This is a genomic window from Rothia sp. SD9660Na (assembly GCF_030064065.1).
Taxonomy (GTDB): Bacteria; Actinomycetota; Actinomycetes; order Actinomycetales; family Micrococcaceae; genus Rothia.
In genome coordinates this window covers 324987-350953 of record NZ_CP125946.1, presented here as the reverse complement: position 1 = coordinate 350953, position 25967 = coordinate 324987, and the positions used below count along the sequence as shown (strand labels likewise).

Annotated in this window: 26 protein-coding genes and 1 pseudogene; 5 read left to right on the top strand and 22 right to left on the bottom strand. The window is 61.3% G+C overall.

What is annotated here, in order from left to right; all coding sequences use genetic code 11:
* Positions 1–22 precede the first annotated feature (22 nt).
* The gene (locus QM007_RS01830) at positions 23–313 is read left to right on the top strand and encodes a WXG100 family type VII secretion target (protein WP_237195082.1); all 291 of its coding nucleotides are present in this window, start codon (positions 23–25) and stop codon (positions 311–313) included.
* Here QM007_RS01830 and QM007_RS01825 read toward each other — a convergent pair.
* Positions 310–1218 carry a ribonuclease HI family protein gene (locus QM007_RS01825; protein ID WP_283490301.1) on the bottom strand — a complete coding sequence of 303 codons (909 nt, stop codon included), beginning with the start codon at positions 1216–1218 and terminating at the stop codon, positions 310–312. The two genes, QM007_RS01830 and QM007_RS01825, sit on opposite strands and share 4 nt — an antisense overlap.
* A gap of 63 nt (positions 1219–1281) precedes the next feature.
* Between QM007_RS01825 and QM007_RS01820 the strand changes: the two genes are divergently transcribed.
* Complete coding sequence (locus QM007_RS01820) at positions 1282–1419, top strand: hypothetical protein (RefSeq protein ID WP_283490300.1); 138 nt, start codon at positions 1282–1284, stop codon at positions 1417–1419.
* Between the two features lie 158 nt (positions 1420–1577).
* Here the strand turns inward: QM007_RS01820 and QM007_RS01815 are convergent, their stop codons facing one another.
* Positions 1578–1790, bottom strand: coding sequence for a hypothetical protein (locus QM007_RS01815; protein ID WP_283490299.1), 213 nt, complete (start codon positions 1788–1790; stop codon positions 1578–1580).
* Between the two features lie 69 nt (positions 1791–1859).
* On the opposite strand from QM007_RS01815, the gene QM007_RS01810 reads away from it, so the two are divergent.
* Positions 1860–2651 (top strand): 4'-phosphopantetheinyl transferase family protein, encoded by a 792-nt coding sequence (locus QM007_RS01810; protein WP_283490298.1) that lies wholly within the window; start codon positions 1860–1862, stop codon positions 2649–2651.
* Positions 2652–2684: 33 nt separating this feature from the next.
* On the opposite strand, the gene QM007_RS01805 is transcribed toward QM007_RS01810, so the two are convergent.
* The 9 genes and pseudogenes from QM007_RS01805 to QM007_RS01765 form a co-directional block, all read right to left on the bottom strand.
* Positions 2685–3761, bottom strand: a complete 1077-nt coding sequence (locus tag QM007_RS01805; RefSeq protein WP_283490297.1) for an isochorismate synthase — start codon at positions 3759–3761, stop codon at positions 2685–2687.
* Positions 3762–3833: 72 nt separating this feature from the next.
* Entirely contained in the window at positions 3834–4616 is a 783-nt protein-coding gene (locus tag QM007_RS01800; protein WP_283490296.1) for an SDR family oxidoreductase, read from the bottom strand.
* Positions 4613–5269, bottom strand: coding sequence for an isochorismatase family protein (locus QM007_RS01795; protein ID WP_283490295.1), 657 nt, complete (start codon positions 5267–5269; stop codon positions 4613–4615). Before QM007_RS01795 ends, QM007_RS01800 begins: the two co-directional genes overlap by 4 nt.
* A 148-nt stretch (positions 5270–5417) precedes the next feature.
* Positions 5418–5606 (bottom strand): annotated as a pseudogene (locus tag QM007_RS01790) (oxidoreductase dimerization domain-containing protein); the annotation flags it as partial.
* Positions 5607–5852: 246 nt separating this feature from the next.
* The gene (gene rlmC, locus QM007_RS01785) at positions 5853–6986 is read right to left on the bottom strand and encodes a 23S rRNA (uracil(747)-C(5))-methyltransferase RlmC (RefSeq protein WP_283490294.1); all 1134 of its coding nucleotides are present in this window, start codon (positions 6984–6986) and stop codon (positions 5853–5855) included.
* Positions 6987–7102: 116 nt separating this feature from the next.
* Positions 7103–7255, bottom strand: a complete 153-nt coding sequence (locus QM007_RS01780; RefSeq protein ID WP_283490293.1) for a hypothetical protein — start codon at positions 7253–7255, stop codon at positions 7103–7105.
* A gap of 239 nt (positions 7256–7494) precedes the next feature.
* The gene (gene groL, locus QM007_RS01775; RefSeq protein ID WP_135013265.1) at positions 7495–9120 is read right to left on the bottom strand and encodes a chaperonin GroEL; all 1626 of its coding nucleotides are present in this window, start codon (positions 9118–9120) and stop codon (positions 7495–7497) included.
* 332 nt (positions 9121–9452) lie between these two features.
* Positions 9453–10217, bottom strand: a complete 765-nt coding sequence (locus tag QM007_RS01770) for a LytR C-terminal domain-containing protein (RefSeq protein WP_283490292.1) — start codon at positions 10215–10217, stop codon at positions 9453–9455.
* Positions 10218–10329: 112 nt separating this feature from the next.
* The gene (locus QM007_RS01765) at positions 10330–10572 is read right to left on the bottom strand and encodes a DUF3263 domain-containing protein (RefSeq protein WP_283490291.1); all 243 of its coding nucleotides are present in this window, start codon (positions 10570–10572) and stop codon (positions 10330–10332) included.
* Between the two features lie 63 nt (positions 10573–10635).
* On the opposite strand from QM007_RS01765, the gene QM007_RS01760 reads away from it, so the two are divergent.
* Positions 10636–11316, top strand: coding sequence for a uracil-DNA glycosylase (locus QM007_RS01760; protein WP_283490290.1), 681 nt, complete (start codon positions 10636–10638; stop codon positions 11314–11316).
* A gap of 28 nt (positions 11317–11344) precedes the next feature.
* Here the strand turns inward: QM007_RS01760 and QM007_RS01755 are convergent, their stop codons facing one another.
* From QM007_RS01755 to QM007_RS01705, 11 genes are all read right to left on the bottom strand, one after another.
* The gene (locus QM007_RS01755; RefSeq protein WP_283490289.1) at positions 11345–12823 is read right to left on the bottom strand and encodes a threonine/serine exporter family protein; all 1479 of its coding nucleotides are present in this window, start codon (positions 12821–12823) and stop codon (positions 11345–11347) included.
* Positions 12813–14939: a threonine/serine exporter family protein gene (locus QM007_RS01750; protein WP_283490288.1), complete on the bottom strand. Its 2127-nt coding sequence runs from the start codon at positions 14937–14939 to the stop codon at positions 12813–12815. Before QM007_RS01750 ends, QM007_RS01755 begins: the two co-directional genes overlap by 11 nt.
* Positions 14940–15019: 80 nt before the next feature.
* Positions 15020–16120 carry a lipid II:glycine glycyltransferase FemX gene (locus tag QM007_RS01745; protein WP_283490287.1) on the bottom strand — a complete coding sequence of 367 codons (1101 nt, stop codon included), beginning with the start codon at positions 16118–16120 and terminating at the stop codon, positions 15020–15022.
* Between the two features lie 227 nt (positions 16121–16347).
* Positions 16348–16626 carry an HPr family phosphocarrier protein gene (locus QM007_RS01740; RefSeq protein ID WP_135013272.1) on the bottom strand — a complete coding sequence of 93 codons (279 nt, stop codon included), beginning with the start codon at positions 16624–16626 and terminating at the stop codon, positions 16348–16350.
* A gap of 122 nt (positions 16627–16748) precedes the next feature.
* Entirely contained in the window at positions 16749–18446 is a 1698-nt protein-coding gene (gene ptsP, locus QM007_RS01735) for a phosphoenolpyruvate--protein phosphotransferase (protein WP_283490286.1), read from the bottom strand.
* 30 nt (positions 18447–18476) lie between these two features.
* Entirely contained in the window at positions 18477–20480 is a 2004-nt protein-coding gene (locus tag QM007_RS01730; RefSeq protein ID WP_283490285.1) for a PTS fructose transporter subunit IIABC, read from the bottom strand.
* A gap of 55 nt (positions 20481–20535) precedes the next feature.
* Positions 20536–21498: a 1-phosphofructokinase family hexose kinase gene (locus QM007_RS01725; RefSeq protein ID WP_283490284.1), complete on the bottom strand. Its 963-nt coding sequence runs from the start codon at positions 21496–21498 to the stop codon at positions 20536–20538.
* Positions 21495–22286, bottom strand: a complete 792-nt coding sequence (locus tag QM007_RS01720) for a DeoR/GlpR family DNA-binding transcription regulator (protein WP_237195130.1) — start codon at positions 22284–22286, stop codon at positions 21495–21497. Before QM007_RS01720 ends, QM007_RS01725 begins: the two co-directional genes overlap by 4 nt.
* Positions 22287–22385: 99 nt before the next feature.
* Positions 22386–22826, bottom strand: coding sequence for a VanZ family protein (locus QM007_RS01715; protein ID WP_283490283.1), 441 nt, complete (start codon positions 22824–22826; stop codon positions 22386–22388).
* A complete protein-coding gene (locus QM007_RS01710; RefSeq protein WP_283490282.1) occupies positions 22826–23941 on the bottom strand; it encodes a histidine phosphatase family protein in 1116 nt (371 codons plus the stop codon). The genes QM007_RS01715 and QM007_RS01710 overlap by 1 nt, the downstream gene beginning before the upstream one ends.
* A gap of 73 nt (positions 23942–24014) precedes the next feature.
* Complete coding sequence (locus QM007_RS01705; RefSeq protein WP_283490281.1) at positions 24015–24929, bottom strand: Abi family protein; 915 nt, start codon at positions 24927–24929, stop codon at positions 24015–24017.
* A 274-nt stretch (positions 24930–25203) separates the two neighbouring features.
* On the opposite strand from QM007_RS01705, the gene QM007_RS01700 reads away from it, so the two are divergent.
* Complete coding sequence (locus QM007_RS01700; protein WP_283490280.1) at positions 25204–25944, top strand: HAD family hydrolase; 741 nt, start codon at positions 25204–25206, stop codon at positions 25942–25944.
* The last annotated feature ends 23 nt before the right edge of the window (positions 25945–25967 follow it).

Genomic DNA, 25967 nt, shown 5'->3' with positions numbered 1-25967 from the left:
CCCCTGTTCAAAGGAGAGCCTCATGGCCCAGTTCAATGTCGATGCAGACCTCATTGCCAGCAAATCAGCCCAAGCCCGCGCCCAGGTAGAGACCATCGTTTCCGAGGTCAATGCCCTCACCGCCTCGCTCCAGGACCTTCAGGGGTCGTGGACGGGCTCGGCGTCCGCTAATTTCCAGGGCGTGCTCGCCCACTGGCGGGCTACCCAGCACCAGGTGGAAGAGTCGATTGCCCAGATTAACGAGGCGCTCTCACGGGCCGGCGTGAACTATTCAGAAACTGAAATGGCGAACGCTGCCATGTTCGTGGGTTAGTCTCTCATCGCGGTGTCCTGGCGGTAGCGGAGCTTCCAGCTACCGCCGGTGAGCACCCAGGTGCTTGAGCGTAGCAGGGTTCCTCGTGCCGTAGGTACCTTAGATACCAGTAGGGCAGCGCTCTGCCCCAGGGGTACCGACGAAAGGTACTCAGGTTCCCCTGTCGTTGCACAGGCCCGCTCGCGGTAAGCCAATACCGTTACCCTATCTGTTACCTGGCCAGTCGGCACGGTCCAGCTCAGCTCGGGGTGCAGGAGCGCTCCCAGGAGCTTCTCTGAGCCGTATATCGCCGGTTTGAGCATCTGCTCTTCGTGGGCACGGGCCTCGGCTACGGGGTCTAAATCGCTCTCGGAAGCCCGCGGTGCCAGTCTCTGTTCCAAGTCCCTACTATGCGGCTCAAAGCTTGCACTGTTCGCGGAGCTAAGACCATCCTTAGATCCTAAACCGGGCCCGGTCTCCACCGGAGTGCCGTCACGGTAGGCCTGGGCAGCCCGGTTGGCCCGCTCGTCCGCCGCCTCGTTCAGGGAGTGACCGGTGTGCCCCTTGACCCATTCAAAGGAATAGGTTCGCCCCTGAATAGCTCGATCAAGGGCCTGCATGAGGTCAACATTGAGAACCGGCTTGCCGTCACTTTTCTTCCAACCCTTTTTCTTCCACCCGGGCATCCACTTGGTGATGGAGTTGATGGTGTACTGGCTATCGCAAATCACGGTCAGGTGGGTATCGCCCAGGTGGGCTGTTGCTTCAAAGAGGTCAAGCACAGCTTTGAGTTCGCCCATGTTGTTGGTGCCGTGGTCCCAGCCCCCGGCAGCCCAGTTGGCATCGTCGATGTACCACGCCCAGCCTGCCGGGCCGGGGTTGCCCAGGGCGGAGCCGTCAGCGGCGGCGGTGATATTGAGCGTCATTTAGTGGCGTCCTTCTCTCTGCTCTAGCACGGTGCGGTGTTCATCCAGGGGCTTGGTGAAGGCGTGGTAGGTGCCAGTGTCTGCACCCAGATCTACCGTCTGGTAGCCGTACCCCTCATAGAGTTTGACGGCGGTGGGCTGAGCGGGGCCGGTGGTCAGGTAGATGTGCCGGTAGCCGGCGGCTGCCGCCCTCAGTTCTAGTTCCCGCAGCAGGTACTTGGAGAGCCCCCCTGCCCCGGTAGTTGGGGTGGGTCCAGATACGTTTGAACTCTACGGCTCCCTGCGGTGCCAGGCGGTCGCCGGTGCGCATCATGGCACCTCCCGCCACCGCTTCGCCCTTGCTCAGTAGCAGCACAAAATCACCCCCCCTGTTCGGGCGTAAAAACCTCAGCGAGGTAAGCATTGATTTCCTTATCTGCCTCAGCTGCCTCTGCCTGGGAAGGATAAAGGCGGTCATACTCTGCCTGCAAATCAGCCAGCAGGAAGGTAGCGCGAGGGTCAGCCGGGTGAACACGAACAAGCTCTAGGGCTGGGAGCTCCGGTGCCGGGGTCTCAACGAGGAAGGTTGCCATGCCACCAGCCTAGCCCCAGCACCCACCAACCCGCGAACTGCGGGGGCGCCCGGCTGTAGAATGAGGTTTATGTCAAACTCCACCGTCCAGCAGCAGAGCATTGACCTCTTCCTGCTCCCCTCCCGGGCGCTTCGCACCGGTCACGGGGTAAGCTGGCTTGCCTACGTAGGCATCCGCGAGCAGATGAGGGCGGCGGAGTTCAAGAACCCCGAGGACGCCCTGAACTTTGCCGCCCAGCACACCCTCATGCGCTGTATGCTGGCGTCCGCTCTAGGGGTACGACCGACGGCGGCTGCGGCAGAAATTCCGGTTGATCGCACATGCCGGGTGTGTGCCGCCGGTGCCCAGCACGGCAAGCCCAGGGTAGAGGGAGTTGAGTTCAGCATGTCCCGTTCCACCGGTATGGTGGCGGGCGCACTGACCCGATCCGGTGGGCAGCTGGGGGCGGATATTGAGCGGATTCGCGGGTCCTATTTTTCTGGCTTTGACCGCATAGCCCTGGGCGAGGCAGAGAAAACCGCCCTCGCTACCATGACGCAGACCCCGGCTCAGGTTGCCCGGCACCTGCTGTGGACCGCTAAGGAGGCGGTGCTTAAGGCGACGGGGCACGGGCTGGTAGCGGGTCCCCACCGTGTGTCTCTTCCCGTGGTTGATTTCCCCGCTACCGTTGACGCGGCAGACGGGTTTAGTACCCGCGCTACCCTTGCCTTAGAGGGCGAAGAGCCACAGGATTTTTGGGTCAGTTGGCGGGTTCGTGGAGAGTTTGTGCTGGCGGTAGCTACCAACGCGCCCCACAGCGTGCGGGTGCACGAGGTTGCAACCCCCTTGGCTGTCCGCCAGGTTCTTGACCCGCGCACCTAGTTCCTACCCCGCGTACCTAGCCCTTAGCGTCCCCTAGTTCAGGTTCAGCCCCAGCGCCCGGGCGAAGGTGCCCAGCTTGGCGGCGGTTTCTGCGTGTTCACCGGCGGGGGTGGAGTTTTTAACGATTCCTGCCCCGGCAAAGAGCACCGCCCTGCTCTCATTCACCTGTGCACAGCGCAGGGTCAGGTACCACTCGCCGTAGCCGTCGGCGTCCATGTAGCCCACTAACCCGCCAAAGTAGCCGCGTTCAAAGGGTTCTAGCTCGTCAATAACCCGCCGAGTGAGTTCTGTGGGGCTGCCGCAGATAGCCGGAGTGGGGTGGATGGCGCGGGCACCGTCTAAGGAGGTTAGCCCGTCCTGTAGCTGCCCGGTGATATCTGTTCCCAGGTGCCAGAGCTGGGGTGTAGCTTTGAGGCTGGGAGTTGCCGGGACGTTGAGCGCGGTGGTGATGGGTTCCAGGCGGGCCCGAATATCGTCTACCACGGTGGCGTGCTCTGTCCGGTCCTTGGGCGAGCACAGCAGGGCTTCACCGATTTGGGCGTCCTCGGTGCTACCTGCCGGTTCGGTGCGGGAGGCGGACCCGGCAAGGGGACCGGTGGCGAAGCCCTCCGGGGTGGTTTTGAAGACTAGTTCCGGGGAGGCTCCCATGAGGTAGTCCCCACCGGGCAGGGCGAGACTAAAGACGGTGGCGCGGGGTTGTTGGACGCGCAGGGTGGAGTAGAGTCCGGGCAGGTTGAGGGGGGTGCTATAGCTGGCGGTGAGCAGGCGGGCTAGCACCACTTTTTCGTAGTCGCCCCGGTTCATGGCGGCGATGGCGGTGCCTACTGCCTGTCGGAAACCGGGGTTATCCAGCCCGTCCAGGTGGGCAGGTGCCGGCTGGGTGTGGACGCTGGCGGGTGCTTCTTCGGTGCTGGCCAGGGCGTCGGGAACCGCCAGGTAGGCGGGCTGGGCGGGGTCAAAGGGGATAGCTCCGATGACGGCGCTGCCCTTGGCGCGGGCTACCGCCAGGGCTGTTTCTTCGGTGACCTGTTCCAGGGTGCCGGTTGCCGTCATCACCCGGTTGCCGTGGGCGAGCATAAAGGGTGAGGGCAGGGCGCTGGGGGTGGTCATGGGTGTCTTTCTGAGCATGGGTGTGGGCAAGGGGCTATTCCAGGCTACGCTACGGGAGCGGTGGACGCACGGTTAGAAGGTTGCGCCGCCGTCTACGGTGAGGTTTTGCAGGGTGATGTGGCGGGCGGCGGGGCTGGTGAGAAAGGCGATGGGTTCGGCGATGTCTTGGGGGTCTGCGATTCTGCCCAGGGGTATGCCGAGCCGGTAGCTGGCGGGGTTCCCGGCAATGGGTTGGGCAGAGAGGTCTTGCCCGTCCCAGGGGTCGGTGACCATGGGGGTTCGGGTGGTGCCGGGGCAGACGGTATTGACGCGGATGCCGTGGGCAGCCAGTTGGAGCCCGAAGCTGCGGCTGACCTGGAGGGCAGCCGCCTTGGAAGCACCATATGCACCGAATTCTGTGCGGGGTGTGGTGGCGGCGTTGGAGCTGACGGTGACGATTCCACGGGAGTTGGTGGGGTCGGTGTCTGCTTGTTCAAGCATGAGCCAGGCGACCTCACGGGTCACCAGAAAGACGCCGTCGGCGTTCACTGCATTCACCCGTTTCCAGTCGGCGTAGCTGGTTTCCAGGAGGGGCGCGGTGTGGACGATTCCTGCGCAGTTCACCAGCCCCTGAAGGGGCCTGCCCAGCTGGCGCAGGTACTCCTCCAGAGCCGCAACGGACTGCTCGCTGGTGACATCCACGGGCAGGTAGCTGAGTCTGCCCTCGGCATATGCAGTGGCAAGAGACGGAGCCTTAGCAAGGGCGGGTTCCGGGGCGAGGTCGGTGGCAAGCACGCTGTAGCCGTCTTCCAGCAGGCGGGCACAGACGGCGGCACCGATTCCTCCGCCTGCCCCGGTTACAACGATGAGGCTCATGCTGCGCGGCGGGCCTCATCCATGGCGAAGGCGCGGTCGATGTAGTCGGAATCTACGACGCGGGCGCAACGCTGGGCGGCGTAGTCGCATGCCATGGTGTGCTCGTCGGCGGTGAAATCTGCCAGTGAGTCTGCCACCAGGAAGGGCTGAATGTCGCGCATGAAAGCATCGGTTGCAGTGGTGAGGCAGCCGATGTGGGCGTAGACGCCGCAGATGACCAGCTGGTCGCGCCCGGCGTCCTTGAGCTCCTGCTCAAAGGTGCTCTTGGCGAAAGCTGAGTAGCGCCATTTGTCTAGGACGGTGTCGCCGTCCTCGGGGGCTACCTCGGCGATAATTTGGGCGGCGGAGTCTTCTGCCAGGCCGGGGCCCCAGAAGTCGGTGAGGAGCTGGCGGTCTGCAGGGTCCTGGCGCGGGGGCTGGGCGGTGAAGTAGACCGGCACGTTGTTCTCGCGGGCGTGGCGGAGCATACCGGCGATGTGACGAATGGCGACGTTGATTTGGGCGCTGTCGTCCTCACGGTCGAAGACGTCGACGAAGTGGTGTTGCATGTCGTGGACGAGCAGGGCGGCGCGGCTGGGGTCTAGGGACCAGTTGACCTTGTTGGGGTGGTCGGTGACGGTGTAGGTGTAGGGGCGGATCTTGGGTAGTGCCACGGCGGGGTGTCCTCTGCGGGGTTGGGTCTGTGGGCGGGGCACTGCGTCATCGCTGTGCACAGTTACACCTAACTCTAAATAATTAAGGCTCACCTAATCAAGCAGTGAGCCTTAACTGTTTTATTGACGAGTCGTCATTAACCGGGCGTTAGGAATTCTTTGCAAGCACCTCGTTGAGCGCCTCGGCGGATGAGGGGTGGGTGTAGATTCCGTCCCGCAATTCGGTTGCCGTGGTGGCGGTGCGGACGGTACGCCCCTCCTCCTGTGCCTGGCGGGCGGTAAGCCCTACGGATGCCAGGGGCGGGTTGGTGAAGATGGTGCTGGGGACGGCGGTGCGCAGGTGCGTGTACGGCGTCCTGGGTGTCCTCAATGCGCACGGGCTGGGTGTTATTGAGGGTGCGGATACCGGTGTCGGCGGCAGTCTCGAAGTCGGGTGAGGCATAGAGCCCGCTGTTGCTTTCCAGTCGCGTCGACGGCGCTGGCGGGGGTGACGCCCTCGTAGTTGCAGAAGGTTCCGTCGATGTCGAGGAAGATGACCTTACCCATGGTGTTTCCTTCCGGGCCGGTGGGTTTTAGCGGGGTGTTAGGCGCGCTGGAGTAGCACGATAGTTTCGTAGTGGGTGGAGTGCGGGAACATATCCACCACGCGGGCCGTCACGGGCTTGAGCGAGGACATAGAGGCAAGGTCCTTCACCAGCGACTTTGCATTACAGCTGGAGTATATAACCATGTCAATCCCGGATTTTTCAATCCAATGAGCCAGCTCCCCGCCGATACCCCGGCGTGGCGGGTTCACCACCAAAACCTCCGGCGGCTCAACCTGCCCCAGTGCAAAGGTGGTGGCGTCCCCGGCGGCAAAGGTAATCCCGTCCAGCCCGTACTCGACAACGGTACGCCGGGCAGACTCGATAGCCTCAGCGCTTACCTCAATACCGGTCACGGTGGAGCCCTCCCCCATCACCTGCGCGGCGTGCAGGGCAAAGCCACCCACCCCGCAGTACAGGTCCCAGAGGGTGCCCGGCTGCGCCTTAGCCACCCATTCCTGCCCCTGCCGGTAGAGGGCAGCGGCAATCTCGGTGTTGGTCTGGAAGAAGCTCTGCGGGCGCAGGTGCAGGGTTAGGTCATTCACCTGCATGGGCAAGGTAGTGCGCTCGGTCAAAATAATCTCTTCATTGCCCTCAACCAGAGCAACGTGTTCCCGGAGCAGGTTAACGCTCACGACCGCAAGCTGGGGTAACTGTTCATGGAGCCAGGACAATTCTCGTTTGAGCGCTACGATGAGTTTTTTGGAACGCAGAACAAAACGGACCATCAGTTCGCCGCTATCTGAAGCGGTCACCAGAATGTTTTTGAGTTCCCCTTTGCGCTTCTGAACGCTGTAGGGGGTAAGGTCAGCCCGGCGAATGAGGTCAGCGAGGACGGGTATGGCCCGGCTAATTGCGGGCAGGTAAAGCTGGCAGTCGGTGAGGTCAATGCCCTGCCCCTGCCTGTCTAGAATACCGAGGGTGGGCTGCTGGGAGGTTCCGCCTACAACCAGCTTGGCCTTGTTGCGGAAGGCTTGGTCTGCGCTTGTTACAGGTGGGAGCCAGCTGAGGCTCCCCCAGGGTTCGAGCAAGGTCTGGGCGTCATGCTGCTTGCCCGTTAACTGGTCGGCGTATGGGGTTTCAAGCAGGGAGCATGAGCGGCAGAGGCCGGCATCGAAGTAGTGGCAACGCATAGCTTCACTATTTTACAGCCCCTGCCACCTGGCGTATAGGCGGATTTGGAGCAAAGAGAAACCGGCGCCTCGTTGCAGAGACGCCGATTCCAGGAAAACACAATCACTATTAACTCTTAGCCACCTGCACCAAATGCAAGATCGCGATGGGGAGACTCAGCGCTCTTCTTCTCGAGCTTGGTCCAACCGTCGGATGCGTAGGCAACAAGTAGCATCGCCAGGAGTCCTACGATGATTGCGTAGAGAACAAGATCGACATTGGTAACCATATGCCTCACACCTTTCAGTTTCACCTTTGATACTGATGAGTAAAAGTAAGAGAAGACCTCTTTAGTGATTTAAAGCATACCTACAGATAGATGTGAGGTGCAATACTATTATCTAAATTTTTTAGTCATATTTTTGGCGGGGTGCAAAAACTCCGCCGCACCTTGCCCGAGGGCAAGAAACGGCGGAGTTTTGAGCGCATCGAAAGCCGGATTTCGCCGGTTTTCTCAGGCGGGCGTGATTACATCATGCCGCCCATGCCACCCATGTCGGGGGCGGCAGCTGCTGCTGCGGGTTCGGGCTTGTCGGCAACGACGGCCTCGGTGGTCAGGAAGAGACCGGCGATGGAGGCAGCGTTCTGCAGGGCAGAGCGGGTTACCTTCACGGGGTCGTTGATGCCTGCTGCCATGAGGTCTTCGTACTCACCGGTTGCGGCGTTCAGGCCGGTACCTGCGGGCAGGTTGCGGACCTTGTCGACAACGACGCCGGGCTCCAGGCCTGCGTTGAAGGCGATCTGCTTGAGGGGAGCATCGATAGCGACGCGGACGATGTTGGCACCGGTTGCTTCGTCGCCGGAAAGTTCCAGCTTCTCGAAGGCCTTAACGCCGGCCTGAATCAGGGCTACGCCGCCGCCGGGGACGATGCCCTCTTCAACGGCTGCCTTAGCGTTGCGGACGGCGTCCTCGATGCGGTGCTTGCGTTCCTTGAGTTCGACCTCGGTGGCGGCACCTGCCTTGAGAACTGCGACGCCGCCAGCCAGCTTGGCCAGGCGCTCCTGCAGCTTCTCGCGGTCGTAGTCGGAATCGGAGTTAGCGATTTCGCCACGGATCTGGGCTACGCGCCCCTCGATAGCGTCGGCATCGCCGGCGCCCTCGATGATGGTGGTCTCGTCCTTGGTGACAACAACCTTGCGGGCCTGGCCCAGCAGGTCGATGGTTGCGGTGTCGAGGGAGAGGCCGACCTCTTCGGTGATGACCTGGCCGCCGGTGAGAATAGCGATGTCGGCCAGCTGAGCCTTGCGGCGGTCGCCGAAGCCGGGAGCCTTAACAGCTACAGACTTGATGGAACCGCGCATCTTGTTAAGCACCAGCAGGGCCAGGGCTTCGCCCTCGACGTCCTCTGCGACAATCAGCAGGGGCTTGCCGGACTGCATGACCTTTTCGAGGACGGGGACGAGGTCCTTGACGTTAGAAATCTTGGAGCTAACAATCAGGATGTAGGGGTCTTCAAGAACAGCTTCCTGGCGGTCTGCGTCGGTGACGAAGTAGCCGGAGAGGAAGCCCTTGTCGAAGCGCATGCCCTCGGTCAGTTCCAGGGTCAGGCCGAAGGTGTTGGACTCTTCGACGGTGATGACGCCTTCCTTGCCGACCTTTTCCATGGCCTGGGCAATCAGCTTACCGATTTCGGGGTCGCCGGCTGAGATAGATGCGGTTGCAGCGATCTCTTCTTCGGTTTCAACTTCCTTAGCTGACTCCAGCAGTTCGGCAGTGACGGCTTCAACAGCCTTTTCGATGCCGCGCTTGAGGGAGAGGGGGTCGGCACCAGCAGCGACGTTGCGCAGGCCTTCGCGGACGAGAGCCTGAGCTAGGACGGTTGCGGTGGTGGTACCGTCACCGGCGATGTCGTCGGTCTTCTTGGCGACTTCCTTGACCAGCTCTGCGCCGATCTTTTCGTAGGGGTCTTCGAGTTCGATTTCCTTGGCGATGGAAACACCGTCGTTGGTGATGGTGGGTGCGCCCCAGGCCTTCTCCAGTACAACGTTGCGACCGCGGGGGCCGAGGGTTACCTTCACTGCGTCTGCCAGGGTGTTTAGACCCTTTTCAAGACCGCGGCGTGCCTCTTCATCAAAAGCAATCAGCTTTGCCATATGGCTTTCGCTCCTTCTGGAACATTCGGGGTGAGCGCGATTCTTCGGTGCCCGCGACGGACGGCGCAGCCCGGCTTGTGCTGCCATGGGGCAGGTGGGTGCGCCTCACCAGAGCATCGCTTCAGGTGTCTTACTCAAGAGCGGTTCGGCGGCTAAACCTAGCACATGATTTAGCAGTCGAAGCCTCTGAGTGCTAATACCAATCTTGGCACTTGAGCTCTAGGGGCGCAAACCTATTGCTCTCACAGCCGACCCTTAATCGCCCACAGCGCACAAGAGGTGCTAGGTAGGTCAGCGGTGGGCGGACGTCCGCTGGGCGTGAGCTAGCGGCCCTAACCTAGCTGGTAGGTGCCGGTTGCCCAGTCGTAGATGTAGCTACCGGCGGGGTCGAAGTAGAAGGTGCCAGTTGCCGGGTCATAACTGTAGCGGTCGACCCCCTCGGGCACAGTAGAGTTGGCAGGCGCTTCCCCTGCCCCAGTCGAGTTCTCTATCCCGGTGACAGCGTTGGCGGTTTCTTCGGCAGTAGCTGAGGGCGAGGACGCGACTCCCGGCAGGCTGGTGGGGTCGAAATCAGCTCCCAGGACCACGTAGACAAGGCCGGTCTCAGCCTGGTAGTCCTGGGCGATGGTAGGCAGACCTAGGGCATCAGCTATTTCGTTAGCTTCTGAGGAGGCGCCGGTGGCGAAGTAGACCATGGATTCAGCGGTGTAGGCCCCGGCCCAGTTAGCGGTAGAGGTAACGGTGTAGCCGGCCGCTTCGAGGGCTGCGGTGGCCTGGGCGGCAGCACCGGCCGGGGCGCTGGAGTTGTAGACCTCAACGGTCACGCTGGAGGGGTTAGTGGTGGGAGTAGCTTCAGTGCTCGGGCTTGCCGAAGCGGTAGCGGTGGCGCTACTGGTTCCGGATGCCTCGGGGGCAGCGGTACGCGGAGAAATCACGTACATGGTGCCACCTACAATAAGGGCCAGCACGCCGCTGATAATAATTGCCAGTAGCCCTGCGCGAGAGGTTGCATTGTCAACAGGGGCACCGCGATAGGCGCCTCGGCGGGAGGTGTTTTCGTCGATATCGTCGAACTCATCGCGGGGGTAGCTGTTCACGGGCGTCCTCATGATCGTGCGCGGTGGCGGGGTTTTAGTTACTAGGGTACACGCTAGGCTTCTTCAAGAGGCAGGTAAAGCAGGCTTGCAGCGAAGCTGCCGACCAAGAGAGTTAGGTCAGAGCATCGCGCTTGAGGCGTAGGCGGCGGGTGAGCGCAGGTTCGGCGGCAATTGCTCTGGGATTGTCGATGAGGGCGTTGAGCCGCTGGTAGTAGGCCACCGGGGTGAGCCCCAGGGTGCGGGTAATAGCCTGTTCTTTACTACCCTGGTACTTGAAGCGTTTTTTCTCAAGATTGAGAATTGCCGCTTCGTTCTCGGTGAGGCCCTCTTCGGGTTCGGTGGTCTCGCTGCTCATCTCTTCACTTTCGGTGGTCTAGTCTTAGTAGGGAGAATACCGCACCGACGCCTAAGGAGTACCGTGCCTGCCCGCCCCCTGCATGAGATTATGGACCCTGGCTGGGCTCAAGCCCTCGCCCCGGCAGAACCCCAGATTCGAGCTATGGGTAACTTTCTGCGGGCAGAGCACGAGGCTGGGCGGACAACACTGCCCCCGGGGGCCGATATTTTCCGCGCTTTCACCTACCCCATGAGCGAGGTCAAAGTGCTGGTGATTGGGCAGGATCCCTACCCCACTCCCGGCCACGCGATGGGGTTGAGCTTTTCGGTACGCCCCGAGGTGCGCCCGATTCCCCGGTCGCTACAGAACATTTATAAGGAGCTCCAGGCCGACACCGGGCTGGTGCCCCCACCCCACGGGGATCTTACGGCGTGGAGCGCCCAGGGGGTTATGCTCATGAACCGGGTGCTTTCCGTAGGGGCAGGCCAGGCAGGCTCGCACCGTAATCTGGGCTGGGAGCACATCACGACCGCCGCCATCGAGGCGCTGGCGCAGCGGGGCACGCCCCTGGTGGGGCTACTCTGGGGTGCGGACGCCCGCAAATGCAGGCCCCTGCTCGGCGGCTACCCCTGTGTTGAGTCTCCCCATCCGTCACCGCTTTCGGCCTCGCGGGGCTTCTTCGGCTCGCGGCCCTTTAGCCGGGTGAATGAGCTCCTGGTGCAGCAAGGAGCGCAGCCCGTGGACTGGGCGCTCCCCCACTAGAACATAGTCATAGGGGCATATAGCTATGTCACACCAGATTCCACGAGCTCCTCGACCGTAAACGCCCTGTCATGGCATCCCACAGGTAAGTGCCGAACACAATCCCCGTGGCCATCAGCAGAACCGTCACCCCGGCAGCGGTGAGGCCCTGGCCCCCGGCAAAGACGTCCTCCCCTCCCAAAACCAGGTAGGAGGAGCGGAAAATAGTGAGACCCGGCAGCATAAACATCATGCCCGGCACATAGTAAATAGAGGCCGGGCTATGCAAAAGATAACCCAAGAAGGCCGAGCTCAGTCCCACCAGGGTTGCCCCGGCGAGTACCTGCAGGCGTCCGCCCTCTAACCCCGTTATAGCACCCAGCCAGTAGTAGCCTGCCTGCCCCAGCAAAGACACCAGCAGAGTCAGGCAGATAGTCTGGGCAGAGCCCTGCCAGGCAGCTACCGACATGGCGCTTCCCACTGCCATACCGGCTATAGAAACCCACAGGGGTGGCGGGCTAAAAACTGACCGCTGTACGTCCAGGCTAGTGGCATCGAAATAGTTCATGACCGTCACGGCCACCGCGATTCCCGCAATAATCCCGGTGAAATTAGCCCCTGTAATGACAAACTTACCGGCTGCGGTGAGGGGGAAGCCGTGCAGGGCGTCCTGAACTGCTGATACCAGGCGGAAGGTGGGGAGCAGCATCATCAGCCCTGCCGCCACGATATGCGGGGCAGATACGTAGAAGCCCCTGGCATAAAACCAGCCCTCGGGGTCAGAGACCAAGAGGGCCAGCACCGTAATCGTTGCGGCACCCAGGGCCATCATGAAGTAGCTGGGCAGGCGAAAACGCCCCGCCCACACCAGCACAAAGTTCACCACGGTAAACACCGCAAGAGAAGTCACAGCGGCCCGCCAGGACCCTCCCACGCCCAGGGTAAAAGCCCCGGCCATCAACAGGTTCCAGGCCAGCAAAACAGCCGGTGAATAGGGCTTCTTCTGCGCATTGATCTGATCCAGACGGCGCTCGGCCCGGCCCCGGCTCACACTCCCCTGGGCAATATCGTGCACCAGACGGTAGAGCTGGTGCAGGGCTAGGTAATTCTCAGAGGTTGACCGTACCACCCGCACCAGGGTCAGCCCCAGCTTCTCAACACCCAACCCACCGGCTTCGGGCAACTGCCCGCGCTCCGCCGCCTCATCAAATTCAGAGACATAGTTAATCACGATGGACTGGTAGGTGATATCAACCTCCACATCGTGAATACCGTACATAGCGCATACGGTCATGACAGCTGCATCTACGTCCGCAGCATCAGCCCCGTAATGGAACATGGTCTCGGCCAGACGTAGGGCGAAAGCCAGAATCTCGTGGGTTTCTTCCTTCTGCCGAACCCGCTGCCGGTAGCGGGCCAAGGCCACCTGCGCCACCTGGCGCTGGGCCACACGGGCAAGACCGCGAATAGGGACAGTCAGGGCTTGCTGGGGCTGGGCAAAAGAACGAAAGCCCCCGTTAGCGGTCACGCTTTTCTTTCTGCTCGCCGCCCTCAAGAGCGGGGCTTAGATAGCGCTGGATGATGTACTGCATCAGGTAGCTCCCCAGCACCACTCCAGAGGCCATGGAAAGAATAATGGCGATAGCCGCTACCATGCCGGGCACACCGGCATCAGAGTTAGCTTCGACCGTAAACAGGTAGAGACCGCGGAAGACCGAGAGACCGGGCAGCAGGAAAGTCAGGGCAGGAACGTAGAAGATAGAGGCCGGAGCATGCAGGCGATAGGCCAGGAAGGTACTCATCAGGCCAATCACTAGAGCGGCAAAAGCCGTATTGGCTCGCCCAGCACCGGCGCCAAACATAAGGGTGTAGCCCTGGTAGACCCAGAAGCCGCAGGTTGAAATCAGCAAGATCCACAGCAGGGTTCGCCAGCGGGCGTGGGTAGTCACGGCAAAGGCTAAAGAGGCCAGCATGAAGAAGGTGTAGCTGATGCCCAGCCCCGCCCCCACAAATCGGGTTTCGGTGATATCGAGTTCACTCACGCCCAGTACCGACAGCACCGCTACCGCCGAGGCCAGCCCCACCACGATCCCCAGGAAAGACATGCCCGTTGACACGAACTTACCCGCCGCTGTGAGCGGGAAGCCGTTGAGGGCGTCCTGCACCGTCGAGACCAGTCGGGCGGTGGGCAGGAGCATGATGAGCCCGGCCGCCACAATGTGAGGCGCTGAGACGTGAAAGCCCACCTGAGAGAAGATAGATGCCTCATCCGATATATAAATAGCGGCGAAGGTAACCACACCGGCACCCGCTGCCATGTTAAAGAAGCCAGGCATCTTGAGCTTAGAAATCAGGCTGTTAACGAAGTGAATCGCTAGGAAGACGATACCGCCCACAGCTCCCGCCGCCAGAGACCCGCCCAGGGCCAGGACCAGGGAGAAAGCCGCCACAATATTGGCCAGCATAATGACCATGGGTGAGTAGGGCTTTTTAGCGGTGTTAATTTTGTGTAGGCGACGCTCAGCCCGGTGACGGGGTAGGCCACCGGCGGTGATGTCGTTAATGAGCTTGTAGATGTCGTCCAGGGCCGCGTAGTTCTCTGACCAGGAGCGCACTACGCGCATAACCGTGTGGCTAAAGCGTTCTTTGCCGGGTGCGGAGTCTTCGGGTTCACTCAGGTTAATAGCCCGGGTACGATCATCGACCTCGTCAATATCGGAGACATAGTTGATAATCACCGACTGGTTGGTGATATCAATTTCTACATCGTCCAGCCCATAGGCTGCACACACTGCCACAATCGCCGAGTCCACATCGACGGTATCTGCCCCGTAGTGAAACATGGTCTCAGCCAGACGCAGGGAGAAATTGAGGACCTCACGGGCCTCTTCCTTCTCCCGCACATATTCGGCGCGGTGGGCTGCGGCGATACTGAAGGGGCGCTGGGCCAGGCGGGCAATGCCTCGCATGGGTTTGGTGAGCGACTGGTCAGTACTCACAAAGGATTTCAGGGAGGAACGCACCCGCGAAGGGCGCTTACTCGCCCGGCGAGGAGCTGTGAGGAGCGCAACGGTACGAGGACCAGCCGCTGAGGGGTAGGAGGCCTGCTGCAGACCGGTTGCTTCATCGACGGTGGGGATCCCAGCCGTTACCGGGCCAGAGCCGCCCTCGGTATCAGCCCTACCCAGGCTCAGGTCGGTTGCAGGGCCGAAGGCTGAGGGCACGCTGTAGGTCACGGGGGACGCCAAATCAAAGGCGGACGCCGGTGGTTCAGCAAGACCGCTAGAGGCAGCAGCTGGGGGCTCAGTGGGGCTATCAAAAGCGCTCGGGTTCTCTGCCTGCCCCAGGTGGGCCAGTCGATTGCGCAGCTGCGGGTCTCGCACCTCGTCAAGGGACACCACCGGCAGGGGCCCCCAGGCCGCGGACGAGGGGGCGGGCGCGTCCTGACCACCGGCGTCCGTACCCGGTAGCGGTTGCCCGGCACTCCCCTGCCTGGCCGCCGGGCTATCGCCCGGTACCGCGCGCGGCAGCAGAGCCGTCTGCCCAAAGGCCCCGGCTGCGGTGCCTTCCTCGGTGGGGGCAATATCAAACGCAGAGACAGAAGGGTAAGCCTTTTGCTGCAAGGGAGTCTTGCTGGGGGTCAAAGGGGTTACTCCTTCTGCCTCTTACGGTGAAAGCTGTTCAGGCACAGCGCCCGCTGCGCCCAATATGAACCAGGGTCGGTTTAGTAGAAGGGCTGGCCGGTCTTGCGGACCCAGAGCTGGCGCATAACCTTCTCAACAGCCTGATTCCAGGCCTTGTACTTGACCGGTGAAAGCACCTGGTCCCAGACACCAACGTAGTCGATGACGTCCTTGGTGAAAGAGGTCTTGAAGAGGCCCAGGCCGTAGTGGTGGTGGTCCTTGTTCTTGAGCTCACTCTTGGGCGGGGTGCCGCAGAAGTCGTAGCTCTTGATGTCGAATTCCTTCATCAGGTCGGTCAGGGCGGTCCACTGTACCTGGTGGGAGTCGCCATACTGCTTGCGGCGGGGCTTGGAACCGCCGTCCTTGTAGGTGCCCTTCTCGCCGTAGCGAATCACATAGGCGCCTACGGAGGGCTCGCCGTCCTCGTAGGTGAAGTAGAGACGGCCCTGGCCTGCCTGATCAAAGGTGGTCCAGAAGTCGCGATAGTAGTCGTAGGAGCGAAGATGCACGTTGGCGTTGCCCTGTCCCACGGTATCCATGAGGGCGTACATCTTCTTCATGTTCTCTTCGGTCAAAGGCACGCGTTCGACCTCGCAGCCCTCACGCAGCGAACGGCGCACGGCGTTGCGTCCGCGGGAGGAGAGGGACTTGAGCACGTCTTCTTCGCTCTTGTCGGTATCGAGAATGGCGGTGGAGTCGTTGGGCTGGATGTTCCAGCTCTTGACCAGGCCGGTCTTGGCCATAAAGGCGTTGATGGAGTCGTCCGCGATGACATCGGGCTCAATCTTGACCGCGAAGACACCCAGCTTCTCGCGCTTGATGAAGTCCTCGTTGGCATCGAGAATCGCGGGAATCTCTTCAACGGAGTTCACACCGGGGCCCTTAATCATGTACCAGATTTTGCCGAGGGCAGGTACGGACTTTTCGAGGACCAGGTTGTAGCTGGCAAAGGGGGCTTCTTCGCCGTCAAGGACAGTGGTGCCTTCGTAGACCAGGTAGAGGGGCTTCCAACCGTGCTTGGCTTTGACGGAGGCGAAGGATGCTGACTGCAGCAGGTTGCCGCCACCGGGGCTGGCGATAACGTGGTCATCCCAGGAAGCGATTTCGGCCTCGGTAGCGAAGCGGGCTGTGAACTGTCGCAAGGTCCCTCTTTTTCTTTTCGGTGCGCGAGTGGGCGCGGGAAAGGTTTCAGCTTCCCAGTCTATCGAGACTGGGCGGGCTATGCACCCTGCCGGGGCCGTGAGTTTCGTCTGGTGTAGCTGGGTACCTGCTCTACCGGCCCTTACCCGGGGACAGCAAAGCCCCCGCTTGCGATAAGCGGGGGCTTCATATTCAAACCGTTAGGCTGAGATTGCTCGACTAAACCGTATTATTCGGCGTCGTGGTCGGTCTCGAGGATCTTGACCAGGGTGTCGAGTGCTTCTTCAGCACCTTCGCCCTCTGCGCGCAGAACGACTTTGTCGCCGTGCTTAGCGCCGAGTGACATCAGGGAGAGGATGGATGCTGCGTCCATTGCCTCGTCTGCGGGCTCGCCTTCAGCTGCGATGGTGACTTCTACGGGGAGGTCGCCTGCTGCTTCAGCGAAGATCGCTGCGGGGCGGGCGTGCAGGCCAACACGGCTTGCGATGGTGGCAATACGTTCTGCCATGGGGTTCTCCTTACAAAGGGTGCGGATTTGTTGTCCACTACTGAGTCTAAATCAGGGTGCGTATGTTTCGCGCGCGTTAACCGCTTATTTTAGTGTGATTTATTCAGGAGTGGGCTCTTAGCTTAGAGGCCGAGCTCGTCCAGGATCGGCAGGTGCTTGCGCGCTGCTTCCTTAGCTTCTGCTGAGGAGATCTGGTCCAGGGCGTCGTTGGCGATCTGCTGGGCCTTTTCGGGGGTGACCGACTTGAGCACGGCGGAGACGGCAGCCATAGCACCGGCGTTCATGGAAAGGGTGTCGACGCCCAGGCCAACGAGGACGACGGCCAGTGCGGGGTCGGCTGCTGCTTCACCACAGACAGAGACGTACTTCTTGACGCCAGCCTTGGCGGATGCTCGCTTGGCGCCCTCGACGGTCAGCCTGATCATCTTGAGGACGGCGGGCTGCCAGGGGTTGTTGAGGTGGGCCAAGTCGCCGAGCAGGCGGTCTGCTGCCATGGTGTACTGGGTGAGGTCGTTGGTGCCGATGGATACGAAGTCGACTTCACCGAGGATCGCTTCAGCGTTGACGGCTGCTGCGGGGGTTTCGACCATGACGCCGCGGGTCTTAAGACCAACCTCATCAACCATTTCCTTGAAGCGGCGGGCCTCTGAGGTGGTTGAGATCATGGGGGCCATGACCCAGATGTCGGCATCTGAGCCGTCGGCTGCTGCCTTGATGGCTTCGAGCTGGCGTTCGAGGACGCCGGGCACGGTCCAGTCGGTGCGGTAGCCGCGGACGCCGAGGGCGGGGTTCTCTTCTTCCTTGACGTTGAGGAAGGGCAGTGGCTTATCTGCGCCTGCGTCGAGGGTGCGGACGACGATGTGCTGGCCGGGGAAGGCGTCGAAGACTGCCTTGTAGCTGGCGGTCTGGGTTTCTACTGAGGGTTCAGCGTCGTGGCCCAAGAAGCCGAATTCGGTACGGAGCAGGCCCACGCCTTCGGCCTTAAGGCCGGCTGCCTTTTCTGCGCTCTTGCCGTCGCCAACGTTGGCGTAGAGGGGCACGAGAGTGCCGTCTGCCATGACGCCGGTGCCGTCGAAGTCGGGCAGTTCCTTGCGGTTGGCGTACTTTTCGGCCAGGTCGCGGTGCTCGTCAGTGACCTCGGTGTTGACGGTGCCTTCGTTGGAGTCAACGTAGACTTCTGTGCCGTTTTCGATGTCGGTGACGCCCTTGGCGGCAACGATGGCGGGAAGGCCGAGACCGCGAGCAAGAATCGCAGTGTGGGCCTGGGGGCCACCGTCAGAGGTGATAAGGGCGATGACCTGCTTGGGGTCAAGAGTGGCGGTGTCTGCCGGGGCCAGGTCGATAGCTGCCAGGATGAAGGGCTCGGCGGAGACGGGGATGCCGGGGGCCTGCTGGCCGGTCAGCTCGGCAACGATGCGGGCGCGGACGTCGTGAATATCGGTGACGCGCTCGGCCATGTAGCCGCCGAGGGCTGCCATCTGGTCGGCGAAGGCTGATGCGGCTTCCCAGACTGCCAGTTCGGGGGCCTTACCCTGCTTTTCAACAATCTTGATAGCGCTCTTGAGCAGGGCGCGGTCGGTTGCCATCTGGGAGGTGGACTTAAGCACAGCCTTGCCGTCGCGGCTGGCGTTCTCGGCGCGTTCGAGCAGACCGTTCTTGACGGCTTCGGCAGCTGCCTTGATACGCTCGGCGGCCTGCTCGGGGGTTTCGTCGGCGGAAAGCTTCAGGGATGATGAGGGAGCCTTGATGGGCTCGGGCATCTGAAGGACTTTGCCGATAACGCGGCCGGCGTAGACGCCGACACCCTTGTAGGTAGTCATAGTGTTTTCCTTCTAAGAGGTTGAGGTGATTTAGGCAGTTGCCTCGGCCTTACGGCCTGCAAGTGACTTGAGAACAATATACATGAGTGCACCCACTACGGTACCTGCGATAGCGGCCACAAGGAACATGAGGGGGTTCTCAACCAGGGCGATGATCCAGACACCACCGTGGGGAGCGGGTGAGGCGACGCCTGCACCCATGGAGATAGCACCGGCAACGGCTGCACCGACGACGGATGAGGGGATCACGCGCAGGGGGTCGGCAGTGGCGAAGGGGATGGCACCTTCGGAGATGAAGGAGGCACCCAGCAGCCAGGCTGCCTTGCCGTTTTCGCGTTCGGGGGCGCTAAAGAGCTTGGGGCGGACGGCGGTTGCCAGGGCCATAGCCAGCGGGGGAACCATACCTGAGATAATGACGGCTGCCATGACCTGCTGGGAGGCCAGGGTACCGGCGGAGAGGCCTGCGGTGGCGAAGAGGTAGGCTGCCTTGTTGACGGGGCCGCCGAGGTCGAAGCCCATCATGGCACCCAGAATGATGCCGAGCAGTACCGCTGAGGCGCCGGTCATGGAGTTGAGCCAGTTCTCAAGGGAGGTGGTGACCCAGGCCAGGGGGCCGCCGAGCAGGAAGAACATGAGGCCGCCGGCGAAGAGGGTGGCAACCAGCGGGGTGATGACCACGGGCATCATGGAGGCGAGCCAGCGGGGCAGCTTGAGCAGGGAGAGCCAGTAGGCGCACAGACCTGCGAGCAGACCGGCGACGATACCGCCGAGGAAGCCGCCGCCGACCATGACGGCGACAGAACCGGCGATGAAGCCGGGGGCGATACCGGGGCGCTGGGCCAGGCCGTAGGCGATGTAGGCTGCCAGAATCGGAACCATGGCTCCCAGGCCGAAGCCACCGATGGTGTGCAGGGCAGCACCCAGGTAGAGGGAGAGGGGGGTGTCGCCCAGGTTGGTCAGGGAGGCACCGGAGAGGATGGCTTCGGTGTCAACGTCCCCCAGGTTGGGCATGGTGATGGCTTCGAGCATGAAGCCGATAGCCAGGATGATGCCGCCTGCTGCCACGAAGGGAATCATGTAAGAGACGCCGGTCATCAGGGCCTTGTAGATGCGGGTGCCCCAGGAGCCGCCCTCTTCTGCGGTTTCAGCGGAGTCGGCTGCACCGGCAGCAACGCGCTTGCCGTTGGGCTTTTCGGCCTCGGCCAAGGCTTCTTCAATCATGGCCTTGGGCTCGTCGATACCGCGCTTGACGGGTGCTTCAACGTAGGGCTTACCGGCGAAGCGTTCACGGCCGCGCACAGGCAGGGCAACGGCGAAGACGACGGCGTCGGCTTCGTCAATTTCGCCCTGGGTGAGCTTGTCGCCGCCGGATGAGCCCTGGGGTTCAACCTTGAAGTCGTAGCCCAGCTCTTCGGCGGCGTATTTGAGGCCGTCGGCTGCCATGTAGGTGTGGGCGATGCCGGTGGGGCAGTTGGTCACAGCCACAATCTTTTTGCGGCGGGCAGGTGCTGCATCGGCAGTGCCAGCGGCTGCAACAGATCCGGATGCGGCGTCCGCAGCGGGTGCCTCAGCTGCCTTTTCGCGCAGGCCCAGGGCCTCTTCAACAAGAACGACGACCTCGTCGGCGGTCTTGGCGTCGCGCAGGGCAGCGGTGAAGGACTTCTTCATGAGGGAGCGAGCCATCTGAGAGAGGATCTTCAGGTGGGCTTCGTCGCCGTCTGCGGGAGCTGCGATGAAGAAGATGAGGTCGGCGGGGCCGTCCTTAGCGCCGAAGTCAACGGCGGGATTGGGGCGGGCCATAGCCAGGGTGGGCTCGGTGACGGCTTCACTGCGGCAGTGGGGAATAGCGATACCGCCGGGAATACCGGTATCGGTCTTTTCCTCGCGGGCGCGCGCAGCGGCGTAGAGGGTCTCAAAGTCGGTAGCGCGGCCAGCACCTACGACGGCACCAGCTAGATGCTCGATGACATCGAAGCGGGACTCGCCAAGGTTCTCATCGAGGCTGATGAGATCCGCAGTGATAAGAGCAGACATGTGCTCCTCCTCGGATTGTGTTGTTAGGGGTTTAAGAATGTGGTTCGGTTAGGGTTTAGAGGGCCAGCTCACGCAGGGTGACTGCTTCGGGCGTGGTTGATTCTAGGGTGGGCACCTGGGTGCCGGGCAGGGAGGCCGCCGCTGAACCGTGGGCTACCGCCTGCACCAGGCATTCGGGCAGGGTTTTGCCCTGCTCGTGGGCGATCAGGAAGCCGGCCAGGGAGCAGTCGCCTGCGCCCACGGTAGAGCGTACCTTGATGGGGGCGTGGACGGCGTGCCAGGCGCCTTCTGCGGTGACCAGCACGGCTCCTCCCCCGCCCAGGGTGGCAAGGACCATTTCGACACCGCGGTCAACCAGTTCCTTAGCGGTAGCTGCAGTGAGTTCGGGGCTGGCTTCAAGCTCGTCCGCCATCTCGATCTTGCCCACTAACTCAGCCAGCTCTTCGGAGTTGGGCTTGATGAGGTTGGGCATGCCATCCAGACCGACCAGGGCGTCGCGTAGGGCGGCACCGGAGGTATCGACGGCGATGCGGGGGGCCTTCTCGCCCAGGGACTCGCGGATTGAGCGGCCCACAACGGCGTAGTAGTCGGAGGGGACGCCAGCGGGCAGGGAACCTGCCAGCACCAGCCAGGAGGCCTCGATGGTTTCCTTGATCATGAGGCGGGTCAGCTGCTGCTGGGCCACATCGTTCAGGGGCTCGCCGGGGGCGTTGATTTTGGTGGTGGTGCCGTCGGGCTCAACAACGGTGATGTTCGAGCGGATCGGAGCGCCGATAGGCATGTTGACGAAGGGCACCTCGGCCTCTTTGAGGCTGGCCAGCACGGGGTCTTCGTTGTCGCCGGGCAGCACCGCTACGGTTTCGAAGCCGGAGATGTTGAGGGCACGGGCAATGTTGACGCCCTTGCCACCGGGATCTGAGGCCGCTGCGACGGCACGCTGAACGGCACCGCGCTTGATTTCGTGGTTGAGCTCCACGGTACGGTCCATGCTGGGGTTGGCAGTTAGGGTCACGATCATGCGATAAGTACCTCTACGTTGGATTCTTCAAGCGCTGCAGCGAGGTCACCCTCGGGCGCTTTATCGGTAATGAGAGTATCGATGTCTTCAAGCCCGGCAAAACGCACCAGGGACTCCTGGCCGAACTTGGCGGAGTCGCATAGGAGCACCACGCGGCGGGCTGACTTGACGATGGCGGTCTTAACGATAGCTTCGTTGAGACCGGGGGTGGAGAGCCCAAATTCGGCGTCCAGGCCGTTCACGCCGATAAAGGCGATGTCGGGGCGGATGGTTTCGAAGTGGGCGGCGGCCCGGGTGCCAACGGCGGCCCAGGTCATTTTGCGGAGCTGGCCGCCCACCATATCGAGCACTACGCCATCGGCTTCTGCCAGTTTCACGGCGATGTGAAGGGCGTGGGTGATGATGAGGCGGTCGGCACCTGACTTGAGGGAAAAATCAGCGGCGGCGATACGATCGGCGAGGATTTCGATGGTGGTACCGGCGTCAAGAACTACCGCACCGGCGTCCGAATCGCGCAGCAGCTCGTAGGCACGCAGAGCGATTTTCTGCTTTTCGGGGGTGTTCATGTTTTGACGCAGAGCAATGGACGACTCTACAGAGGTCGATTGCTCTACGGTTACGGCACCGCCATGCACACGGCGCAGCTTACCGTCAGCTTCGAGAGCTGCTAGGTCACGGCGGACGGTTTCCATCGTGACTTCGTAGCGTCTAGCCAGGTCTGCGCCGTTGACACGGCGTGCAGAAGCCACGAGCTTCGCTATTTCGGCACGTCGTTCTTCAGCGAACATGTGTTTATCACCTTATACAACTGGAAGGTGGGTCGGGTGACCCTATCTACAGTTGATTTTATGTGGGTTTCTGTGGGCACGTCAATGTAAAACCCACGGTTACGGGTGCATTTCGGTGTTTTGGTTGGGTTTTTCGGTCAACTTCACTAGGGCCAGTGCCAAAACCCAACCGATAGCACACCCGAGGGTGTTGGCGAGGACGTCCAGGGGCGAGCTGGTGCGCCCGGGCATGAAATGCTGGGTGGTTTCGATAGCCAGGGTACAGGCCAGACCGCCCAGGGGTACGAGCCAGGTGCGGGCCGGGCGTAGCAGCCAGGTGAAGAGAAAACCACCGGGCACAAACATGACCACGTTCGACAGCCATTCCACCTGCCCGTAGCCAAACCAGGTTGGCAACCAGCCGCGGGCGTGGCCGTCCGCAAGTATCCGGGCTAGGGTTTCACCTGACTCGCCGGAGTCAACGTGGGTGGGCCAGAGAACGATGAAGGCGACGGCAGCTACGTACAGGCAGGTGATAGTCCAGAGGAAAATACGCCCCACTAGGGCTTACCTACCAGCAGGGGTTCCTTAGCCTCTAGCCAGTGGGCAAGGCCCGGCAGATCAACCTCGAATGGTTCGGCGTTGGCAATGGTGCCGAATTCGCGGCCGTGGGTGGCAGAGAGGGCACGGCGGATCAGGGAGCCGTGGGAGACGGCGATGACGCGCTGGCCCGGGTAGTCGCGGGCAATCTGGCGCAGCACCTTGATGCCGCGCAGGTAGACGGAGCGTTCGCTTTCAACGCCGCTGTAGTAGGCATCTGGTTCCTTGCGAGCCTCGGCTGAAATGTCGAGCCCCTCGGCTTCGCCATAGCCGCGTTCGACCAGGTCGTCGTAGGTGCGGTCGACGGTCAAACCGAAGGCGGCACCGATAATTTCTGCGGTCTCGTAGGCACGGGAAAGCGGGGACGACACCACCACGTCGAACTCAAAACCCCTAGCCTTAAGAGAGGCTGCGGTCTCGTGGGCTTGGGCGCGACCGGTATCGTTGAGAGGAATATCGCTGGAGCCCTGCATGAGGTGGGCCTTGTTCCAGTCGGTCTGGCCGTGGCGAATCAGCATGATGGAGGACACCCGGCGGGCAGGTGCCAAGGGCACCACCTCACCGTTGTGGGGCACCAGCACTTTCTGGCCGGTACGGGCGGTTTGCAGGCGGGAAATCAGCATGCCGTGCACCACGATAATCAGGTTCTGACCGGGGTAGTCGGCTTCAACCTGGTCGAGGGCGTCTTCAACGCGGGCGAGGAAGTCGGCCAGGGGTTCGATGTCTGCGGTTTCGTTTTCTACCGTCTCCCAGAGGGCGGGGTTATTCTGTACGCCTTCGAGGTCTTTGAAGGAGCGTTCTGCTAGACCAGGGTAGGAGCCGAGGACGGGTAGGCCCAGCTCGTCGGCGATGATGGCACCGGTTTCTGCGGCGCGGGATAGGGGGGAGGTGACGACGCCATACCAGGTGAAGCCGGGGTGGGTGTCCGCTTGAGTCTTGGCGTATTCGAGCACGTTGTGGGCGGCGGTAAGCGCCTGGGCGCGGCCGGTGTCGTTGAGGGGTATGTCGCTGGAGCCCTGTAGGCGGTGTACGAGGTTCCAGTCGGTCTGTCCGTGTCGAATGAGTACGCTAGGCATGGGTTCTATTATCCCACTTTCTGTGGGCTTGCGTGGGTTTATGTGATAGATGCCCCGCCGTTGTCATGCTGCTCTAGGCCCACAATTCGAACTGCTCAAACCCGTCTGGAATGTCCATTTCATCGAGCATTGCCCCACTTGCATTGATGAGGAGCTGCCTTAGCCCTGGAATACATTTTTCCCCTGTTCCAAGTTGCCGCGCAATGTAAACAGCTATTGCAAGAACAAAGTTGATTTTAGAGGTATCTGCGCCATCGAGTGACTCACTAAGAAGCTCTGGAGGCTTTCGTAGGGTAACACCCTGCACCGCTGATGCAAGGTTCCACACCCTACTGTGGTGGGCAGCTGCGTTTCGAAAAATAGTGAATACCCTCAGAAAACTTTCAAAAGCGGGAGCCTGTAAGCCCACTTCAAGCGCGATCTTCTTGCGCACAGAGGCATCCTTAATATTTGAATACCATTTCGAAAGGAGACCGAAGCTCATAACCTCAGTTGCGATCCATAAAGGTGGGTACTCCGAGTCATACTTCGAATAGAAGGCCCTCACAAAGGGTAAGGTCTCATTCTTCTTCAAAAGCCGCTTCAGCTCGTGAAGGTCTTGCTCGTGCTTGTCTTCTGCAAAATACAGACCAGGCTGTGTCGCGTAGGCAAGGGGGTCGCCATTTGAGGGGAAATGCCTAATCATTGCGGCCCGTAGCCAGACTTCAATGATTTCAGAGAGCTTCATAATATAGCCTCGAAGTTCAGCATCGAACTCGTATAAATCAAGAATCTCTGCAGCATCGGTTCCAGGAATAAATCGGGCCTGTGCAGTATGGTTAGTTTTATCTTCGAAGAAGAACCATGCGTAGCCCTTGAAACGGTAGTAATCGACCTGGGTTAGAAAAGCGGGAAGGACCTGGTCTTGGTCGCTTAGCCCTTGACAGGCGAGCTTGGCTCTCAGGACTTGGCTGTTCTGAGCCTGTTTCGCAAAAGGAAGTCTAGACATAAATAAACCCGTCCATTTGAGGATTCCTACTAGGATTATCTTAGTAGAGAACTAGCCTTGACGGGTCTTCTTGCCACCCATACTACAGACTTTTTACGCCAGGTGCAACCTTTCTTGAAAAGGTTTCCCTTCATTTCTCAACACTGCAGGGGCCCTGTAGCTCTACCACCCTTCAATGAGTATAGGAACTGATATGTACTGGGTTTCGGTCATACCAGCCACTCGTCCCCCTCCCACGCTCCCCTACCAGCGCGTCCTATGAGAGCATAGAACCATGTTTGAACTTCACTCAGCCCCCACCCACTTTGCCCCCGCCTGCGCCGTCTTCGACTGCGACGGCGTCCTACTCGACTCAGAAACCCTTTGGGGCGAAATCCAGGCCGAAATGTTCAAACACTACCGGGTAGAGCTCACCCCCGAACTCGAAGCTTCCCTCGTCGGCATCTCAGCCGGCGATCTTGCCGACCGTCTCTCAGCCCTCACCCCGCTGGCGTCCGAATTCGACGGCTCCCCCGAAGCCTTCCGCGACAGCGTCTACACCACCATCACTACCACCGAGTTCGATATCATCGACCGCGGCGTCACCACCATCGACGGCGCCCTCGACGCCATCAAACTGCTTTCAGCAAAAATCCCCGTGGCGGTAGCGTCCAACTCCGGCGGCAAGCTACTGACCAAAAAACTCACCCACTTCGGCTACGCCCCCTACCTGGATACCTGGGTCTCCTTCCACGACGTCGAAGAAGGCAAGCCCGCCCCCGACATCTACCTCGAAGCAACCCGCCGCCTGGGCTTCGCCCCCGAGCAGGCCCTCACCGTTGAAGACTCCGTCACCGGCATGACCGCAGCCACCGCCGCTGGCACCAACTGCCTGATTTACCAGGTAGAGCCGGACGCCGCCACCCCCACTCCCCTACTGACGGCAGGTATCGGGCGGTTCAGCTCCTTCACCGACCCCGACTTCCTCGCCCAGCTTCACGCCTGGGTAGGGCACCTGCCCGACCGCGACCGCTAAACCCACCAACTTCTCAAGGACGA